At 36.5% G+C, this 16,396-nt stretch carries 12 protein-coding genes and 1 pseudogene; 5 read left to right on the top strand and 8 right to left on the bottom strand.

What is annotated here, in order from left to right; genetic code table 11:
• Positions 1–229 precede the first annotated feature (229 nt).
• The 5 genes and pseudogenes from AC0IWE_RS09150 to AC0IWE_RS09170 all read left to right on the top strand — a co-directional run bounded on the left by AC0IWE_RS09150 (position 230) and on the right by AC0IWE_RS09170 (position 3,249).
• On the top strand, positions 230–448 hold the full coding sequence (locus AC0IWE_RS09150) for a hypothetical protein (RefSeq protein ID WP_055911574.1): 219 nt from the start codon (positions 230–232) through the stop codon (positions 446–448).
• A 129-nt stretch (positions 449–577) separates the two neighbouring features.
• Positions 578–799: a hypothetical protein gene (locus AC0IWE_RS09155; protein ID WP_463494298.1), complete on the top strand. Its 222-nt coding sequence runs from the start codon at positions 578–580 to the stop codon at positions 797–799.
• Between the two features lie 140 nt (positions 800–939).
• Positions 940–1,140, top strand: coding sequence for a hypothetical protein (locus AC0IWE_RS09160; protein ID WP_055911580.1), 201 nt, complete (start codon positions 940–942; stop codon positions 1,138–1,140).
• A 122-nt stretch (positions 1,141–1,262) separates the two neighbouring features.
• A complete protein-coding gene (purB, locus tag AC0IWE_RS09165) occupies positions 1,263–2,609 on the top strand; it encodes an adenylosuccinate lyase (protein ID WP_055911583.1) in 1,347 nt (448 codons plus the stop codon).
• 87 nt (positions 2,610–2,696) lie between these two features.
• A pseudogene (locus tag AC0IWE_RS09170) lies at positions 2,697–3,249 on the top strand (NifU family protein).
• A gap of 160 nt (positions 3,250–3,409) precedes the next feature.
• On the opposite strand, the gene AC0IWE_RS09175 reads toward AC0IWE_RS09170, so the two are convergent.
• The 8 genes from AC0IWE_RS09175 to AC0IWE_RS09210 all read right to left on the bottom strand — a co-directional run bounded on the left by AC0IWE_RS09175 (position 3,410) and on the right by AC0IWE_RS09210 (position 16,238).
• The gene (locus AC0IWE_RS09175; RefSeq protein ID WP_055911591.1) at positions 3,410–4,198 is read right to left on the bottom strand and encodes an inositol monophosphatase family protein; all 789 of its coding nucleotides are present in this window, start codon (positions 4,196–4,198) and stop codon (positions 3,410–3,412) included.
• 55 nt (positions 4,199–4,253) lie between these two features.
• Positions 4,254–5,192: a prolipoprotein diacylglyceryl transferase gene (locus AC0IWE_RS09180; protein ID WP_471792839.1), complete on the bottom strand. Its 939-nt coding sequence runs from the start codon at positions 5,190–5,192 to the stop codon at positions 4,254–4,256.
• A gap of 25 nt (positions 5,193–5,217) precedes the next feature.
• On the bottom strand, positions 5,218–5,406 hold the full coding sequence (locus tag AC0IWE_RS09185; RefSeq protein WP_471792840.1) for a hypothetical protein: 189 nt from the start codon (positions 5,404–5,406) through the stop codon (positions 5,218–5,220).
• 273 nt (positions 5,407–5,679) lie between these two features.
• Positions 5,680–8,106 (bottom strand): GAF domain-containing protein, encoded by a 2,427-nt coding sequence (locus AC0IWE_RS09190; protein WP_463494291.1) that lies wholly within the window; start codon positions 8,104–8,106, stop codon positions 5,680–5,682.
• 140 nt (positions 8,107–8,246) lie between these two features.
• On the bottom strand, positions 8,247–11,849 hold the full coding sequence (locus AC0IWE_RS09195; RefSeq protein WP_471792841.1) for a BamA/TamA family outer membrane protein: 3,603 nt from the start codon (positions 11,847–11,849) through the stop codon (positions 8,247–8,249).
• 160 nt (positions 11,850–12,009) lie between these two features.
• Entirely contained in the window at positions 12,010–12,921 is a 912-nt protein-coding gene (locus AC0IWE_RS09200) for an SdiA-regulated domain-containing protein (protein WP_471792842.1), read from the bottom strand.
• Positions 12,922–12,984: 63 nt separating this feature from the next.
• The gene (ppk1, locus tag AC0IWE_RS09205; RefSeq protein WP_471792843.1) at positions 12,985–15,024 is read right to left on the bottom strand and encodes a polyphosphate kinase 1; all 2,040 of its coding nucleotides are present in this window, start codon (positions 15,022–15,024) and stop codon (positions 12,985–12,987) included.
• Complete coding sequence (locus AC0IWE_RS09210) at positions 15,024–16,238, bottom strand: Pycsar system effector family protein (protein WP_471792844.1); 1,215 nt, start codon at positions 16,236–16,238, stop codon at positions 15,024–15,026. The genes ppk1 and AC0IWE_RS09210 overlap by 1 nt, the downstream gene beginning before the upstream one ends.
• Positions 16,239–16,396 lie beyond the last annotated feature (158 nt).

Genomic DNA, 16,396 nt, shown 5'->3' on the forward strand with positions numbered 1-16,396 from the left:
AACAGACTACAGTTAAAGATTCTACAGTGAAAGATACTACTGTAAAAGCTACTACAACTACTACAGAAGAAGTTAAACACTAGTTTAATTTTACTCATAAAAAAACGGCTTGAAGATACCTTCAAGCCGTTTTTTATTTTTATTTCATTTTTTTTTATTTTTTTGGGTTACCTTTTTAAATAACCCGTATTAACAGGTAAATTAATTAATTACTTAAAAATACTCAAAAATGAAAAATGCATTCAAATTAGGCTTTTTAGCTTTAGCTTTATCTTTATCAGTTGTTGCTTGTAACTCAGAAAAAAAAGCAGAAGGTGCTGATACTACTTTAACTGATTCTTCAGCTATCGTAACTGACACTACAGCAAAAGATACAACTGTAAAAGATTCTACAGTAAAAGATACAACTGTAAAAACTACTACAGAAAAAACTGAAGTTAAACACTAGTTTACCTTACCCATATAAAAAGCCTCTTGATGTTAAATCAAGAGGCTTTTTTATTTTTTATACAAAAATGGGTTACCTTTTTATCTTTTGAGTATAAACAGTATATTTTAACCTAAAACAAAGATCAAAATGAAAAATGCATTCAAATTAGGCTTTTTGGCCCTAGCTCTATCTTTAACAGTTGCTGCTTGTGGCGGTTCAGACAAAAAAGCTGAAGGTGCTGATACTACAGTTACTGATTCATCTACAATTGTTACTGATACTACTAAAGTTGACACTGTTGTTAAAGATTCTACAGTAAAAGATACTACAGTTAAAGCTACAACTGAGAAAACTGAAGTAAAACACTAGTTTAATCAACTAATTATAATAAAAAAGGTCGCGATATTAATATCGCGACCTTTTTTATTATCTAAAAACGAATTAATTTTTGAGTATTTTGCATAAATTAGTAAATAATTAATTTTAGAACCACAACAAAACACAAAAACATGAAAAATTTATTCAAATTAGGCTTTTTAGCTTTTGCTTTATCATTATCGGTAGCTGCATGTAAATCAGAAAAGAAAGATGGTGCTGCAGATTCTTCTACAGTTGATTCAACAGTTGTTGATACTACAGTAAAAGATACTACTATGAAAGATAGCATGGCGAAAGACACTGCTAAGATGGACAGCACTAAAAAAATGTAGTTTTAGCAACACCTATTTTAAAGGCTTTAGATTTATCTGAGGCCTTTTTTATTTTAGCTTCATTCTTTAAGGGATAAACCGACCATTTATAGTAAATTTGCGGCAAAAATATAATCCGCATAATGAATTTAACATCACTACAAGCTATTTCACCTGTTGATGGGCGTTACAGAAAAACTACCGAAGGTTTAGCTGCTTACTTTTCTGAAGAAGCCCTGATTAAATACCGGGTTTTTGTAGAAATTGAATATTTTATCGCCCTTTGCGAAATCAACTTGCCTGGCTTGGAAAATTTTGATCGAAATCTTTATGCACAATTGCGTCTGATACATGAAAATTTTTCAGAAACAGATGCTTTAGAAATCAAGGAAACTGAAAAAGTAACCAATCATGATGTTAAAGCGGTTGAATATTTCATAAAAAGCAAATTCGATACCTTATCACTTCAAAATTATAAAGAGTTTATCCATTTTGGATTAACCTCTCAAGACATTAACAATACGGCCATTCCATACTCAATTAAATTGGCTTTAAATGAAAGTTATTATCCTGCAATTGCTACCTTAATTGAGAAAATAAATGCCCTGGCAACAGAGTGGAAAGATATCCCGATGTTGGCCCATACCCATGGCCAACCTGCCTCTCCTACCAAATTAGGTAAAGAATTCTTAGTTTTCGCCGAACGTTTGAGCATACAGTTGGCGGGCTTAAAGGCCATCCCGAACAGCGCAAAATTTGGTGGTGCCACCGGAAACTTTAATGCACACCATATTGCTTACCCTGAAGTAAACTGGGTTGATTTTTCGAACGATTTTGTTAACGGAACATTAGGTTTAACAAGAGCGCAACATACCACTCAAATCGAACATTACGATCAATTTGCAGCGCAATGTGATGCATTGAAACGCATCAATAACATCATTATCGATTTGGACAGGGATATCTGGACATATATCTCTAAAAACTATTTTAAACAGAAAATCAAAGCAGGGGAAATTGGATCGTCGGCCATGCCACATAAAGTTAATCCGATTGATTTTGAAAACGCTGAGGGAAATGCAGGGATTGCCAATGCATTATTTGAGTTTTTTGCAGCAAAATTACCGATTTCACGCTTACAGAGAGATTTAACAGATTCTACTGTATTAAGGAATGTTGGCGTACCTTTTGGCCACACTTTGATTGCAATTAACGCTACTTTGCGTGGATTAAATAAAATTTTATTGAATGAAGCAGCTTTACATGCTGATTTAGATGATAACTGGGCTGTTGTTGCCGAAGCCATTCAAACGGTATTGAGAAGAGAAAATTACCCTAACCCATATGAAGCGTTAAAAGAGCTGACCAGAACCAATTCTAAAATCAATGCAGTAAGTATTGCCGAATTTATTGAAGGTTTAGCTGTTACAGAAACAGTAAAAGTACAATTGAGAACCATTACTCCTTTTAATTATACTGGCGTTTTTTAGTTGAATTAAATTGACGTTAAGCAGACAGCACCACAAGGTTTTATTAATGAGTAATTGTTAATTTTGTTTATTCAAATTGATTAAGACATGACGATTAACGTATATACAGAACAGACTCCAAATCCAGCTACCATGAAATTCATGGTAAACAAGCTGTTAATTAATGGCAGTGAGGATTTTGCTACTAAAGAAAGTGCAGAACACTCGCCGTTTGCTAAAGAGTTATTTAAGTTCAACTTTGTTTCTGGAGTATTTTTCGCCAGTAACTTTGTAACCATCACCAAAACAGAAGATGCAGAATGGGCAGATATTGAAGCTATTTTGAAAGAATTTGTTAAAGGTGCTGTTGAATCTGAATTAAAAATTAAAGAAGCAACTGCTGAAGAAGCTCCTGCTTTTGAAGGTTCGGAAACTGAAATTAAAATTCAGCAAATTCTTCATGACTACGTTCGTCCGGCTGTAGAGGCAGGATGGTGGTGCAATTACTTACAAATCTTTTGATGAAGGTGTTGTTACTGTAGAATTACGTGGTTCTTGTAGCGGCTGTCCATCTTCTACCATTACGCTTAAATCGGGTATCCAAAACTTATTACAAAGAATGGTACCTGAGGTTACAGAAGTTGTTTCTGAAGCGCTTTAAAATTGTGCATTTTTCATAGTATATATAGTGAAAAGGTCCCGATGAGAATCGGGACCTTTTTTTATTGCAAATCAGCCGTCCTGTAAATATTTGTCAAGCTAAATTTATTTCAGCATCTTCAAGACTAGACACTGAATTAAATCCAGGGTGGCGACATCAATTAAAAGTATTGCTTAATCGCAGTCAACATTTCGGCAGTAAGCTTACCGTTAGTTGCTAAAATTTCTCTTTTTTCAAAGTAATCGTTACCCCCGGAAAAGTCGTAAACTTCTCCTCCAGCCTGTTGAACAATGAAGCATCCGGCAGCAAAATCCCATTGTTGCAGGTTAAATTCGAAGAATGCATCAAAACGTCCGCATGCTGTATAAACAAGGTCTACTGCGGCTGCACCAATTCTGCGTACACCATGGCTTTTCTGCATCATCTCAGCCAATAATTTCAAATACTGGGGCTGTTTATCAAATTGGTAATATGGAAAACCTGTAGCGAGCAAACTCGATTTCAAATCAGGATTTACAGAAACCTTAATTTCCTTCTTATTTAGAAAGGCCAATCCGCCTTTATAAGAATAAAACATTTCTCCCCTATTTAATTCATACACTACCCCAATTACAGGCAAACCATCTTCGTAAAGCGCTACGCTTATGCCATAAGCAGGAATACCATGTATAAAATTGGTTGTACCATCCAAAGGATCGATAATCCAGGTGTGTGTTTTACCTGTTCTGTTGATGGTTTTTTCTTCGGTGATAAAACCAGCATCAGGAATTAGTTTTTCCAGGTTTTGAACCAGTTTCTGCTCTGCTGTTTTATCAACATAAGAAACCATATCATTTAAACCTTTGTATTCAATTTTTTGGGCATCAAATTGCATCGCTTCTTTGCGGATAAAGTTTCCGGTAAGTTTTACAATAGAGATTACCTTATTGCATAGTAATTCGTAATTCATAGTTATTTAACAACAAAAATGTACTGTTGTTGGATTTTAAATGAACTTATTGATCTTATTGAGCCAGTTTATTCTTATTTCTTAAGGCATAAGCACTTAAAGCAATGCCGCCAACCACAAGAAATGTAGAAATCATTTCGGCTTGTGTAAAACTTAAACCAAAAACATGGTATTTTGAATTAACACGAATTAATTCAATGCAGAAACGTTCTATACCGTTCAAAATCATATAAATACCAAACATTAAACCAGGTGCTTTTATTTTATCTCTGATGCGCCATAGAAAAGCGAAGAGAATTAAACAGATTATTACTTCATAAATTGGTGTTGGATATACACCCTGCGCAAGTTCGTTACAAAATTTACCATTGCAGCCCGGAATTGGAATCCCTTCTCCTACTACATTGTTTGGGTATTTGTACGACCAGAGCCAATCTGGCAACCAAGAAAATGGCTTTGGATTATTGTTTACAATTCCCCAGTCTCCATCTCCAGCCAGGTGGCAACCGATACGACCTACAGCGTAAGCGAGCATCATGCCTGGTCCACCAACATCAAGCATGTGCAAAGGTTTAATACCATACCTTTTTGCAATGATTAGTACTGCGGCACCACCACATATTAAGCCACCATAAAATGTAAGCCCACTAAATGACAACAACCTTTCGATGGGGTGCTGAACGAAATCATCCCAATATTCTAAATTATCAAAGAATTTTGCACCCAGGAAACCCCAAATTGCTGCCCAAACAATTAAATTGCTCATGGTTTGGTAAGGGTGAATGGTTACCAGTGTTTCTTTTGGTTTATCCAGTTTATGTTTATTTTTTTCGGTATAATCCCAGTAGGCAAATAGCCCTGCAAAAAACAAACCCCCGATTAAATTGCCTTTGGTAGACATTAAAATACCTTGAGCATCGTTTACAAAAAGTTTGTAATTCAATAATGCATAAACCAATTTATAGCCAATTACAAAACCAAAAAGCCCATTCATGATCAGCTCTGAAGTGGTGGCTGGTTTACCAACTGTAATTGTCTTTTTTAAATGGGTGAAGTATGCCCAGTGCTTCTTTACGCTTAAGTTCTTTGGTAAAAGCCCAATAACCAGCTACAAAGGCCAATGCTACAAAAACACCGAACGTATTAAATGGAAGTGGCAAATTAATGCCAAATAAATATTCTAAAAAATGTGAAACGGTAGGAAACATACAAATAATTTGTTGCGAAGATAGGAAAGAAAGACCAAAGCTGAAAGCTTAAACACTCGAGGCAAATGAGAAACACTTAAATGGAAAATTCGATTTAAAAAGACTGACTGTTGAAGATTGAAAATCATAAATAATACCCTAATTTATAGGTATTTATGAAATAAACTCAAAAGCATCATCTGTTATTTGAAGAAATAAAAAAATCCCCTGGCTTTATGCCAGAGGATTTAAATTTATTATCATTAAAATAATTTCAGCTCTTTAATTTGAGCATTAATGCTGTAATACTTTAGCGATTTCTTTTTCGATAGATTTTATCTCTTTAGGTTTAAGCTTTTTTGCTGCATCAGCCTTGTTACCAGTTTTACTTTCGGGGTATTTTACTCCTACTCTTAAAGCTTTTAAGCCAGAAACACCTTGTAATTCATCCAGTTCCAATTGCTCTAAATCATCATTTAAATAACCCTGAACCTGCATGTATTTAATGTACTCCATATATTCTTTGGCTTCTTCGGGGTTGAAATAAACCATGGCAATTTTATGGGGCTGTGTTAAACGTTCGGTTGTTCCTTTAATTAGAACTTTATCTATTCGTTTCTTAACCACTTCATAACGAATGTTATATGCACCTTCTACATCAAACCTACGTTCATCATTTCTAAAACTGATATCGATCGCATTTGAATGGATAAAAATCAATTGTGTAGTTTCCAATGGCCGTGGCATTTCGCCAATTAAGCCTTTAGATAAACGTGCAATATCAACCATGGATGTTAACTGCCAAAGGCGGATATTTTTCAGGTATAACAGATCAAAAGGTTTATCGGGAGCAATTTCCTGACCGATGTAAATATCATACTCCACACCATCTGTTCTAAATTTGGCAAAATAACATGGATAGGAAGCCTGTAAATTTGCTTGTGATTTTTCTAGATATTGACTAACCTCTGTATTGATTAGTTGCATTGATATTTCCAGTTGCCTGCGGTTTGCAAAAGCTGCTCCGGTTTCTGGAATAATAACTTCGAAATAACGGTCGACAAATTCAGCAGTCTGAGGATAATTTCCTTTAATAATCGACAGGAAAGGGTAAACTTCTACCTCTAAAAACTCATTCAGTTTATTTTCTTCGTTTGATGAAGCGAAATCTCCGATACGTTTAATCCAATCTTTACAATTGAACAATAGTTTATCTGTTAGCTCTAAAGAAACATGTTTGCGAATTGATTTTAAGGTATCAATTAAACTGTTCAATTGCACTTCCATATCATCTTTTAAAGCCTTATTGCGCTCAATAGTGGAGTTACGGATATCAATTGCACCAAATAAAGGATACATGTGTTTAAAAGTGATGGTTTCAATCTCCTTTAACTTATGGTAACTGTTGTTTTGTTGAAGAAAATGCCAAACAGCCTCGTTAAACTTCCATTGTACAGAGGGTTGCAAAGCTGTAAATTTATCCATCAATACTTCATCCATTTTCGAATCGAATTCTTCGATACTGTATTGGAAAAGCTGACCTATTAGCGGCATTGCAGGACGTAATCTTGATAACAACTTATCATCAACCAAAACTTCCTCGTTAGAATACACTTCTAAAACACCAGCCAATTGGGTATTGTAATAAATTGGCAGTACTGAATAAGAACAAACACCTGCTGCTTTTAAAACCCTTAAAAACGGATCTTTATCAATCTGATCGTCGTTTATTGCACTAACGAAAATGGCCCTTGGGTTTTCTTTATATTTATCTACCAGTGAGTAAAAAACTTCTTCTTCGAGATTGGATGATTTAGCGGAGTTGATGAGCATACTCTGCGAAAATTCCTTGTTATCAAAAACCAGCTTATTGTTAACGGTTAAAAAAGGCATTAAACCAAATTCCAGTTTTCCGTTTCCGCTAAGGGTTTTTAAAGCATGGATTACGTGGGTATATGCTTCTGTTTGGTAATTGTGGTTAACCAAGGCATCGCGTATACCATCAATTGCATGCTGTAGGGTAACATCTGTTATCGAAATGATACTGAAACCCTCGAAAAGGAAATTTTGCAATGGTAAATGCTCTACCAGGTAGTCCAATTCGGTTTCATCCTGAAAATGTTTACCAAGTTCTTCAAAATTAAGTTCTGGCAGATCTCCTTTGTGCATAATATCAACAAACTTTGTATCTGTTTGAATATTATAGTATTGCGTAAGGGTGGTTTCCTGATTAATGTGAGCATAAATAATCTCATTTTTCAATACTGAGGTGAAATTATAAAAACGCCCCAAGATGATATTGTAGATAAATTTAAGCTGTTTTTTCTCAACAGGCTCGTTATCTTTCGTTACCTTATTTTTAGGATCATGATCCTTAAAAAATTTATAGAATGCATTGGTACTGAAGAAAATCTGATCTGGAATTGGGGTACTTAAAGCCCAAAACAAATCATCTTCGTTATCCATTAAAGGTGTTAGAATGGTAAAAATTAATTCTAAAGTATCTTTATATTGGGATAAATCTTCGGCACTGATGTTGCCAAGCAGCACATCGTCTTTTTCAATTTTTTGAAGTAAGAACCTGTAAAATTCTGATTTTACTGATTTCTCTGTTTTTAACCTGCCTTTTAAATACTCCACAAGGGGACGAAAAGACAGTGAGGATTCTACCTGGCAATGTATACATTCATTTTTGTGTATCTGTATTACATTGGTATTCATTGTATAAGTTTGCTATAGTGTAAAATTTATAGTTATCTATTTAGTTACTAATTCATTGCAAAGATACAAACTCCTCAAAGCAATGTTAGTCTGCTGAACGTAATACTTGAATATTACATCTATTAATATGTTACACAAATTTAGTACCTAAAATTAAGTGATACGTATGGATACCAGCCATCAGTGGAGTGTCCCATCACAAATCGCACAACTGTGAGTGATGCCGGGGCAAAATAAACGCCCCCTCCTACGCCGTGGTGCCATAATGTTGATGCTTCGTCACGTTTCCATACCCTGCCAACATCATAAAAACCCAATAAGCCAATTTGGCCGGGTAAAACATAACTTACCAGATCGCCAAGTTTGGCCCTAAGCTCTAAGTTGTTATAAAAGGTATGCTCACCGGCAAATCTAAACTGGCGATAACCGAGTAAATTGCCCTGTCCGCCGAGATAAAGTGCCTGATAAAACGCTGGTTTGCCAATGGTTACTCCTCCGCCAAAACGATCTGCCAAAATGAAGTTTTTTCTGCCATCGAGGTTTTTATATAAAGCAATGCTTGCGGTAAACTGTCCATAAGAATTGGAATATTTGTTAACTCCTTTATATCCTAAAAGCTTAAAATCTACGTAACTCCCTAAGGTTGGCAATAAATCGTTATCGCGGGTATTGTTGGTAAAGTTTATAAAAGCACCTGCAAACATCTTTTCGTTACGTACGGTTAAAGAATCGGCTGAGTGCAGAAGCGAAGGATTTTCGATAAAGCGGCCATCGTTATCTTCTTTGTTATACTTATAATACTGCCAAGACGGGCCAACACTGAAAGTAGATTTCGGACGGCGCCACCTGATTGCTGCATCAACCTGATAGAGGTTAAAGCGTGCGCGGTAATACCTGATGTTGTCTCCATCGTTAAATGGTGTTTCATTGCCCAGACCAAAGAAATTTTGTGTATTGTTAGGGGCAAAAGCATCGGCTTTTAAAACAAAATCGGCTTTGCCTAATGCTTTTAACCATTCGCCTTTGTAGTTAAACCTAAAAGCTTTTGTAGAGAAAGAATGAAGAAAAGAGATGGTTTGTGAATTGCCATAAGGCTGTTTTCTGAAACCTGGATTGGTTTGTTTGTAAATTAATCCCAATAAAATACCATCATCCTGATTATAACCTGCATTTAACAGCCAAGAACTGCGGCGATACATATCTTTTGGGATGTAGCTAAAATTCGAGGTATCGTTAGAAATTATTTTTCTGATTTTACTGGCATCTTCTCCATTATAAGTGGCTTTATCTTTTCTACCGTATAATTTTACCGGACCGTTACTGTTTGCAAAATCATAAACCTTGTTTCCTTTGCCGCCTATAATCCTCAATTTAATGTTCGAATTTTTATTGTTCAGGATTAAACTGTCGTTACCATTGTGCATGTAAACCCTAATTTCCTTAGTTACCTTGGGATCGAATTTACGGTCGAAAAGTTCATCTTTAATATTGCCTTCTTTCGAAATTTTATTGATTTTAACACGCAAACCATTATCAGCAGCATCAGAAATGTGGATGAGTTCGTTTTTATTGGTTACTTCAATGTCCACAATCCGGTTAAAGAAATGATAATACTGGTTCATTAACTTTGGCAAAGTGGCTATCCTGTTGCGCATTTGCGCCAAAAAGGCATCGTGGTGTAGCGAATAACTTGGCTCAGGAAGCTTTTTTAATGCTTTTTCAAAAACGGCATCGTTGTAGTTTGCACAAAAATCTTTTACAATTTTATCAAATTCTTCTTCATCAATATTTGCTGTCCAGCGGCTGCTTATTTCTCTACCTTCCCATAAAAACCAATTGATATTTTTGATGCCACGTTCGTAGCCTTGCATCATTGGCAAAAGTGAAGATGATTGGGTGTAACGCTGTAAAAAGCCGTCTGATCTGAAAAATACCTGGTCGCGATCTCTCGGAACCGGCGAATACAAGGATCCATCTTTGGTTTTGGTTTCTTTCCAACGCCACTGGTCTTCGTGCCTGTCCCAATCGCCCAGTAAAACATCAAATGCCCTGGCTTTAACCCAGGCTGGGCCATCTAGTTTATTGTCATTATCTTCCGTTAGTTTTTTGTCCATTTTTGGCGAACTGTCCGATTCTCCCGTAGGTTCTCTTTCCTCGAATAAACAAAGGGTATTGGCAAATGCGGATTCAAATTCTCCAAGATTATCATCTGGTGAAACCCATCCAATAATCGGGTTACTGTGCGCAATACCGCCTGCTTTGGCCAATTCGGGCACTACAAGGGCCGAAAACGGATGCTGGGCCGACATATTATCTTTAATTACATCTTTAGCAAAAGTTTCGCGCAGGGCTGCTGGCAAAAGCACTTCCGGATATTTTTCTACACTACGCAACACATATTCTTTGCCGTTTTTATCTTCCAATCGTAATGAGCGCGATTGATTTCCTCCGCCACGCTGTGTAGCCTTTAAGCCACCCATCATCTGCGAAACCCTTAAAACTGGCACTTTCGTTCGTGCAGCATATTCTTTACGGTAATTTTCACCAAAAACGTAGCGGTGAAAACGCCCAACACTATCGTATTCTGGTTTAACACGAACAAAAATACTATCGGCAGTGAGTGGTTTATCTCTGTTTCTTACCTTTTGAGGAATGGTTTCGAACTTTTTGATGTAACTGTATACTTTTTTAACGCTGGTATCGGAATATATATAATATTCGTAACGCATATCATTGTTTTTTAGCTGATCGGCTACTACATAGCCTTGTTGCATTTCGTGAAAAAGCGAAGTTCTGCCTTCTTTGTTTGGCGATACTTTTGAACCTGAACCGCTAATAATCTGTAACTGTTTTCCTTTAATTAATTGTAAGCCATGCTCGTGCCCGGCAACGTAGGTAACATTTGGATAATCACCAAATACGCCTGTTATTGATTTGATCATATCCTTATAAGCAGGATGATTTAAATCTTCTGGACTCAGTAATGTTGAACGCAACATTGGGTAAACAGAGCCTAAAACAGGCATTGGGATGTATAGATTTTTATTAAGTGAAGTTAAGGGAAAGAGGTGATTGCGCAGGTTAAAATAACCTCCATGTGGCCCATAACTTTGAAATGGATGGTGAGAAGCCAACAGGATTACTTTATCTTTATTTTCTTCTAACAGCTGCTCCATTTTAACTAAAACCTCATCTTTGCTACGGCAATCGCACTCGCCATTTGGATTGGATTTATTATAAGGAAAAACCCACCATTCGCTATCATAGGCAATAATGGTTAATTTATCGGTAAGTTTAATGGCAACGGGATCAGGACATCCGTTTGCAGGAATTAACTTAAGTAAAGGATCGTTTTGTGCGCTAAGATAGTCACCCTGTGCTTTAATTTTTGCCAAACCTTTGGGGCCGGATTTGTCCCAATCATGGTTGCCGGGAACAAAATAAACTGCTGCCCCCATTTTACGCATGGGTTCGAATTGTGAACGGAGAATTTTTTTAGTTTCTTCTTCTTCCAAACTTCCCGGAAGCCCCATACCGGTTGGGTAAATATTATCACCCAAGTAAACAACGGTGGTTTTTTTTGGAAGAATCTGCTTTGCAGCATTTTTGAGATCCTGCATTTGGGCAGGGTTCATTTCCCCTGCATCCCCAAAGAGAATGACCCGATATTTTACATCATCCTGAGCAATGGCAATAAAATTGATTAAAAATAAAATTGTAAAAAGAGTAAATCTTTTGATCATAGACTCAGCGTTTGTATAAATATAGTTATTTTAAAATTATTATGTTTTTGGATTTTATTCCATAATAACGTCACACTGAATTCAATTCAGGGTCTTTCGTGTGGAAAAGACGCTTACATAAATTCAGCATAACGTAAGATTGAGGAAACAACACCAACCTTTATTTTTTCAATTTAAACATCAAAATGTTACCGGCCGCTAGGGTTCCGCCTTCATTAGAGATGTAGAGGTTATTATCGCGATCGAAAGCTATCCCTTCTGGCTGGTTAAAAAGGTTGCCATCCAATGGATATGTTGCCTTTACGTTAAAATCGGCATCGGTTACCACAATCATTTTATTTATTGAAGAAAGCACATACCACTCGTTCGTTTTTGGGTTTTTAGCCAGTGCAGATGGGCGGAACCTTGATTTTGAACTTCCTGATGCTTTTTCAATCGCTTTATGCGAAAGGCTAAATTCTCCGGCAGGGGTTAATGTGGCATCAGTTCCAACCTTAAAGCCATAAATACTTGATGCTTTTGCCTTTGAATCTGGCTTGCTATCTTTTGTTAGCACATAAACCATGTTGTTTTTTTCATCCGCAGCCAAACCTTCATATTCTGCCTTTGGTACAAGATCTTTGGTTTTAACAACATTGGCAACCTCGGGTTTGTTAATTTCAGAAATCGGAAATGTATGCAGCTCACCATTACTTTTTAAAACAATAATATAATTGTTAATGATGGTTAGATCTTCGTAATCGCCTTTACCTCCAAATTTGGTGTATTTAGAATCCTTATCGCTTAAACCCAGGTGAAAAAGATCTCCATCCTCATCCTGGATAGCAAAAACTTCTTTTGGGTCGCCGTTATGAAACACAATTCCAGAAATTTCAAAGAGGTTATGTGGCATGTTGTATTTAACGGGCGCAGATAAATCGTAAGGAAAATCTGATTTTGTAGCACTACTTGTTGATACTGTTTCAGTAGAATCACTTTTTTTATCATTGCGGTTACCATTAACGCAGGATAGGCCTAAAAAGGCGGCTGAAAGTAGTAAACTGGAAGCAAGGAAAGTTTTATTGTATTTCATAAGGGTACAAATTAATTTTAATGGTCTGTGTTATCACAGCTCATCAATAAGTAAAATCATGCGTTATTTATTTTTCAATAATGCATAAATATCATGTTGAGACTGGACAAGAATCCCGCCACTTTTTACGGGAATGTTATTCATGTTATCATCTATACAAACTGCCTGCACATTATCTTGTTTTTGTATTTCGATAATGGCTAAAATTTCTTCTTTAATCTGTTCATTGTAAATCGGGAAACAAACCTCTATTCTTCGATAAATGTTCCGGTTCATCCAATCTGCCGAGCCGAGGTAAACATCATTTTTCCCTAAATTATGGAAGATAAAAACCCGTCCGTGTTCTAAATAACGGTCAACAATGCGCGTTACCTTAATGTTTTCGCTCATTCCTTTTACACCTGGAATTAAGCGGCAAATGCTCCGCACAATCATTTCTATCTTCACTCCTGCCTCGGATGCTTCGTAAAGTTTGTTAATCAATACTTTTTCTTCGAGATTGTTCATTTTAATGGTAATGCCCGATGCTTTACCTTGTTTGGCATGTTCTATCTCTTTATCAATCAATTGAAGAAAAACCTGCTGCAGATTAAACTGCGCCACCAATAAATGCTTAAAATTAATGAGATCTGCACTACTTGGTTTAACTCTTTTGGCCAAAAAGATAAAAAGCAACTCCACTTCTCGGAGCATTTCCTTATTGGCTGTCATTAAAATATGATCGGTGTAAAAAGCAGCGGTGCTTTCGTTAAAGTTACCGGTGGCAAACAAACCCGAATAGCGCATTCTATCGCCTATCTGCCTTTTTACCAGTGCTACTTTGGCGTGTACTTTTAAAGCTGTTACACTGTAAATAATGTCTACACCAACTTCCTTCATTTTTTTAGCCCATTTGATGTTGTTGGCTTCATCAAAACGGGCTTTAAGCTCTACCAAAACCGTAACTTTTTTACCATTTTTGGCTGCACTGATTAAGGCATTTACAATTTTAGAATCGCTGGCCACGCGGTATAGTGTCACATAAATTTCTTTAACATCAGCATCAATGGCGGCTTCGTTAAAAAAGCGCAATACGCTATCGTAACTTTGATAAGGTGTATGTACAATAATGTCGTTTTTGTAAATTGCCTCTGTCAGCGATCCTTCAATTACATCGGTATTGCAAAGTTTTGGCCAATTTTGGTTGGAAAGCTGGGGCACATTTACCGGGAAACCCATAAAATCTTTCAGGTTGTGGTATTGCCCGCCTTCTATCCTGTTGGCTTTTTTTAAATTGAAAAGTTTTTTTAGCAGCTCGAAAACATTTGCTGGTATGCCTGGCTGATGCAGAAAGCGTGTAGCTAAACCTGCATCGCGTTTGAGCAATTGTTTTTCCAATTGTTCTGATAAACTGCCTGAATATTCATCTTTAAGATCAATTTCGGCGTCCCTTGTAATTTTGAAACTGTAGCAACCTGTAACTTCTCCATCAGGAAAAATACGGTCTAAATGAAAGCGGACGATATCATCCAAAAAAACGATAAAGGTTTCGCCTTCGGCTTCTACCTTATAAAAGCGAGGCAGCTGGTTGGAAGGGATGTTTAAAATGATAACTTCGGCATCAAGCTCTTTTTTTAGCGTAACCAGGAAGTACAGTTCATTGTTTGAAGGAAAAAAATCGGTGTTTTGATCAACGTAAACAGGTTGCAGAAAAGCCATTACCTGACTTAAAAAATACCGTGTGATGCTTTTCTGAATTTCTGCTGGAAAGGGCTGACCATAAATTAAATTTATTTTATTTTCTTTCAGCTGAGGAATGATATCAGACTTTAGAACAACGCCATATCGTTGTTGTTGATCGGAAATTAGCTGATTGGCGGTATTTAGTAAATTATCGTCAATCCTGATGTCATTATTTTCCTTATTGCTCAACTTTTCGAGTGCCAGTAATACAGGCATCCGAACACGGTAAAACTCATCTAGATTGGAAGAAAATATAGACAAAAATTTAATTCGTTCGAGTAACGGAACGGTATTCCGCTCGGCTTCCATCAAAATACGCTCGTTAAATTTTAACCAGCTTAAATCTCTGTTAAAAAAAGAGGTTTCTGTAATTTGTTCCATTAAAGTTTACCGTAAGCTGCGTAAGCGATTACAAAAGCCAAAACTGCTGCAATTAAGCCAAACATAAATATGTTATATGCCAGACGGATTAATTTGTATTTACGGCCTAAAACCACACCCTGAGAGTAAACATCGGTAATTAATGTTCCGTATAAAAAATCTTTATCGCTCATTACCTTAATCATTCCATCGGTATAGCTCGGCAAACTCATTTTATAGAAATTACCGAAAAACAGGAGATTAACTTTTTTATTGTCCATATCTTCTTGAGTAAATTCTCCTTTGGGAATGGATGGACGGGTGGACAGGATGGACACCACTACACAGGTTAAACTCACCATTAATAATATAAAGGTTGGTATAATTAGGTTGCCGTGATCTTCTAACCGCCTTAGCAACAAACTCACAATCAACGATAGCATGATTGAATTTACAGTAATGAGAATATGTGCTTTATTATCGGCCATATCGCTCAAACGCTGGTTATTTGCCGAAGTAATCCTGAACATGGTTTCAATTCCTTTGTCTGGACGGTCGTCTTTATCCTTTTTCTTTTTCTCTTTTACAATTTCAGGTGCAAAGTTTTTAGGTTCTTCGAGTTCTGTGCTGATTTCTTCCTGTGCGGTTAATTTACTTTTCAGCTTATCGATATTTTTCTGTTTCTGATCACTTAGCAACAAATTGGCATAATCGGTATGGTAATGGTGAGATTCCATAAACTGGATATCTTTTTTACGCCAATCGAGTTTGCTGATGTCTTTTTTATAGATCAACTCGTTTTCTTTGTGCATCAGTTTTCCTTTCGCTCGGAAATCGGATAACCCTAAATGGAAAAGATCTGCATCGCAAATAATCTTATCGATTTCATTTTTAGGATGCTGAGGAATTTTGGTGGCCAATATGGCGCTTTTAACACTATCACGAACTTCCTGATTTACTTTGTGTTTGGCCAAAAACTGGTCGGCAAGTTCAGCACCTTTAGCCTCATGATTTAAGGCATCTTCAAAATAACCAGTATCGTGGAAGTAGGCGGCTACAGTTATGGTGAAAAAATCTTGCTCATTCAGCTGGTAGTGGTTGGCAATCTGTTGTGCAGCATGTACAACTTCCTGAGTATGTTCCAGATTATGATAAACCAATCGCGGATCGCTGTGGGTATGGAAGTAATCGCTAACATGCTTTTGTACATCTTCCTGCAATTGTTTATAGTTCATGTGTGGAGCGGGATTGTGGTAATTTGTGGTTATGAGGGAAATGCATTTGTTTAAAATGTTTAAAACTGAAAATTGTTTGGTTTTATGGTTATAAAATTACGCTAATTTTTTAAAAACAACGCTGCTCTGCCTTGAACAATAATAATGCCTTATTTATT

This window comes from Pedobacter sp. AC402 (genome assembly GCF_979252805.1).

Coding starts and splice junctions, on each gene's coding strand:
- AC0IWE_RS09160 (WP_055911580.1), top strand. CDS start 940: ATGAAAAATTTATTCAAATTAGGCTTTTTAGCTTTTGCTTTATCATTA.
- AC0IWE_RS09150 (WP_055911574.1), top strand. CDS start 230: ATGAAAAATGCATTCAAATTAGGCTTTTTAGCTTTAGCTTTATCTTTA.
- AC0IWE_RS09175 (WP_055911591.1), bottom strand. CDS start 4,198: ATGAATTACGAATTACTATGCAATAAGGTAATCTCTATTGTAAAACTT.
- AC0IWE_RS09195 (WP_471792841.1), bottom strand. CDS start 11,849: ATGATCAAAAGATTTACTCTTTTTACAATTTTATTTTTAATCAATTTT.
- AC0IWE_RS09185 (WP_471792840.1), bottom strand. CDS start 5,406: ATGTTTCCTACCGTTTCACATTTTTTAGAATATTTATTTGGCATTAAT.
- AC0IWE_RS09200 (WP_471792842.1), bottom strand. CDS start 12,921: ATGAAATACAATAAAACTTTCCTTGCTTCCAGTTTACTACTTTCAGCC.
- ppk1 (WP_471792843.1), bottom strand. CDS start 15,024: ATGGAACAAATTACAGAAACCTCTTTTTTTAACAGAGATTTAAGCTGG.
- AC0IWE_RS09190 (WP_463494291.1), bottom strand. CDS start 8,106: ATGAATACCAATGTAATACAGATACACAAAAATGAATGTATACATTGC.
- AC0IWE_RS09155 (WP_463494298.1), top strand. CDS start 578: ATGAAAAATGCATTCAAATTAGGCTTTTTGGCCCTAGCTCTATCTTTA.
- AC0IWE_RS09180 (WP_471792839.1), bottom strand. CDS start 5,192: ATGAATGGGCTTTTTGGTTTTGTAATTGGCTATAAATTGGTTTATGCA.
- purB (WP_055911583.1), top strand. CDS start 1,263: ATGAATTTAACATCACTACAAGCTATTTCACCTGTTGATGGGCGTTAC.
- AC0IWE_RS09210 (WP_471792844.1), bottom strand. CDS start 16,238: ATGAACTATAAACAATTGCAGGAAGATGTACAAAAGCATGTTAGCGAT.